Below are 3,173 nucleotides of genomic sequence, written 5' to 3'. Positions count from 1 at the left end.
ACATGAAGATGGCTGCCGGTGGCGGTGCGTTCATCGCGGCTGCCCACATGGCCCATGCCGGCCGCAAGGTAGCACTGGTGGCGCGCCTTGGCACCGACTCGCTGTCTTCAGGGATCGAGGCCGAGCTTGGCGCAAGCAATGTCGATCTTCGCTTTGTCGAGCATTCGCCGGGTGCGGGGCCGCAGGTCACCGTCGCCTCGGTGATCGGCAACGACCGTGCGTTCCTGTCGCGGCGCGCCGGTACGGCGCTTCCGGCGACACTTGAGGCTGCGCTCGACTGGAGCGATGCCGGGCATCTGCACATCGCCGAATACGCGACCTTACACGAGATCCCCGATCTGGTGACCCGGGCCAAGGCGAAAGGGCTGACCGTGTCGCTCGACCCAAGCTGGGACGAGACGCTGATCTACGAGGCCGAGCTGCTCGAACGCTGTGCCGGCGTCGACATCTTCCTGCCCAATATGGAAGAGGCGACAGCGATCACGCGCGAAAACGATCCGATCGCAGCGATCGAGATCCTGTCCAAGGCCTTCCCCGTGGTTGCCCTGAAAGCAGGCGGCGAAGGCGCATGGCTGAAGGCCAATGGCCAGTTGCTGCACCGGCGGGCCGAAGAGGTTCCGGTCGTCGACACGACGGGGGCGGGCGACGCCTTCAACGCTGGCTTCATCGATGCCTGGCTTTCCAGCCAGTCCGAGGAAGCCTGCCTTGCCGCCGGCGTCACCTATGGCAGCCTTGCCGTCCAGGCGGCAGGAGGCTCGGCGATCCTGCGCCAGCCGCAGCGTCGGGCTGCGGGCTGACGACGCCAAATCGCCGTAGCGAGGAACAACTCGCTACGGTCGGCTGATCAGCAGCGAAATACCCTGGCCGACGCCGATGCACATGGTGGCGAGCGCGCGCTTTGTGCTCTGCAAATCAAGTTCCAACGCCGCCGTCAGCACGAGGCGTGCACCCGACATGCCGAGCGGGTGACCAAGCGCGATGGCGCCGCCATTCACATTGACATGGGCCGCGTCGTCGGCGAGGCCAAGCTCGCGCATGCAGGCCAGCGACTGCGCGGCGAAAGCCTCGTTGAGCTCGATAATATCGATGTCGGCGATGGTCAGCCCACTGCGTTCCAGAAGCTTGCGCGTCGAGGYGACCGGACCGATGCCCATGACGCGGGGGGCTACGCCAGCGGTGGCCATGCCGTCGATCTTGGCGAGCGGTGTCAGGCCGTAGCGTTCGACCGCGCGGGCTGACGCGACGATCACAGCCGCGGCACCGTCGTTGACGCCCGAAGCATTGCCGGCTGTCACTGTGCCGCCGGCGCGGAACGGTGTCGAAAGGCTGGCGAGTTTTTCGATGGTCGTTTCGCGCGGATGCTCGTCATGCTCGACGACAGTCGCTTCGCCCTTGCGCCCTTTGATGGTGACAGGAGCGATTTCACGGGCAAACCGCCCACTCTTCTGGGCAGCGGCGGCGCGCGCCTGGCTGCGCAGGGCAAAATGGTCCTGATCGTTACGCGAAATGGAAAATTCCGCCGCGACGTTTTCGGCCGTCTCCGGCATGGAATCGATGCCGTATTGTTTTTCCATCAGTGGATTGACGAAACGCCAGCCGATGGTGGTGTCGAAGATCTCGGCGCTGCGCTGGAACGCACTCGTCGCCTTCGGCATGACAAAGGGCGCGCGCGACATGCTTTCGACGCCGCCGGCGATGATGATGTCTGCTTCGCCAAGCTTGATGGCGCGCGCGGCATAACCGACAGCGTCGAGGCCGGAGCCGCAGAGCCGGTTGATGGTCGTCCCAGCCACCGTCTCCGGCAGGCCCGCAAGCAGTGCGGCCATGCGGGCGACATTGCGGTTGTCTTCGCCGGCCTGGTTGGCACAGCCGAGCACGATCTCGTCGATCTGGTCGGTGGAAATGGCGGGCAGTCGCGCCAATGCCTCACGGATGGCATGGGCAGCAAGATCGTCAGGGCGCACGGATGCAAGCGCGCCGCCATAGCGGCCGATCGGGGTGCGGACGCCGCCGACGATATAGGCTTCGCTCATGGCTTTGCGTCCTTGTGCGTTTCGGCGGCGACCATCGGCCCGCCCTTGTGGGCCGGGAAGCCGTAGCCGTTGATCATCACCAGATCGATGTCGMTCGAACGCGCGGCGACACCTTCAGCGAGCAAGGCAGCGCCTTCATCGGCCATCGCCTTGAGCAGCCTTGCGATGATCTCATCAGGAGTGAAGCTGCGCGGGGTAATGTTCCTGGCCGCGCGAGCGGCTTCGATCAGCGCCGTCACCTCGGGATCGACGGCCCGTTCGCCACTGGAATAGTCGTACCAGCCGCGCCCGGTCTTGCGGCCGAAGCGCCCCGCTTCGCACAACCTGTCGGCGATTTCGACATAACGTGCCCGGGGATCGCGGGTCGCGGCCTGGCGCTTGCGCCGTGCCCAGGCGATCTCGAGGCCTGCCATGTCGTAGACGGCGAAGATGCCCATCGGAAAGCCATAGGCTTCGAGCGCGGCGTCGATTTCGTGCGGTGCAGCACCGTCCTCGACCATGAACTCGGCCTCGCGGCGGTAGGCGGAAAAGATGCGGTTGCCGATGAAACCTTCGGTGACGCCGCATACGACCGGCAACTTGCCCAGCTTCTTGGCGAAGGCCAGCGCGGAAGCGAGCACGTCGGGTGCGGTCGCCTTGCAGTCGACGACCTCAACGAGGCGCATGATGTTGGCCGGCGAGAAGAAGTGGAGGCCGACAACGCGCTCGGGATGAGCGGTCGCGGCGGCGATTTCGTCGGGGTTGAGGTAGCTGGTGTTGGTGGCGAGGATCGCATCCTGCCTGACGATGCCGTCGAGCCGTTGGAACAACTCGGTCTTGACGGTGAGATCGTCGAACACCGCCTCGACGACAAGGTCGGCGGCGGCGAGTTCGCTGGCGTTGTAGGTCACCACGAGCCGGCCAAGGCATTCGTTGCGAACTGTCGGTGAAAGACGCCCTGACTGGACCGACTTGTCGAGGATGCCCGCGATGCCCTCGCGCCCCTTTTCGGCGGCTTCGACCGTCTGCTCGACGCCGATGACACGATAGCCCGATGTGAGTGCCGCAACGGCGATGCCCGCGCCCATCAGTCCGGTGCCGACGATGCCGACAGTCTCGATCTTGCGCGGCGTGATGTTGTCGAGCTTTTCGACCTTGCCG

At 65.3% G+C, this 3,173-nt stretch carries 3 protein-coding genes; 1 reads left to right on the top strand and 2 read right to left on the bottom strand.

Going from position 1 to position 3,173, the window contains the following annotated elements; all coding sequences use genetic code 11:
• Positions 1–797 (top strand): carbohydrate kinase family protein (locus AC1DUU_RS27400; RefSeq protein ID WP_476786501.1); only part of this gene is annotated, 797 nt, incomplete at its 5' end.
• Positions 798–830: 33 nt separating this feature from the next.
• Here AC1DUU_RS27400 and pcaF read toward each other — a convergent pair.
• Positions 831–2,033 carry a 3-oxoadipyl-CoA thiolase gene (pcaF, locus tag AC1DUU_RS27395; protein WP_476786500.1) on the bottom strand — a complete coding sequence of 401 codons (1,203 nt, stop codon included), beginning with the start codon at positions 2,031–2,033 and terminating at the stop codon, positions 831–833.
• The coding region (locus AC1DUU_RS27390; RefSeq protein ID WP_476786499.1) for a 3-hydroxyacyl-CoA dehydrogenase family protein at positions 2,030–3,173 on the bottom strand (1,144 nt) is incomplete at its 5' end. The genes pcaF and AC1DUU_RS27390, both read right to left, overlap by 4 nt.

Source organism: Aminobacter sp. P4_H6_2 (assembly GCF_056400805.1).
Note: the sequence above shows the minus strand (reverse complement) of the source record. Positions and strands in the feature narration are given on the sequence as shown.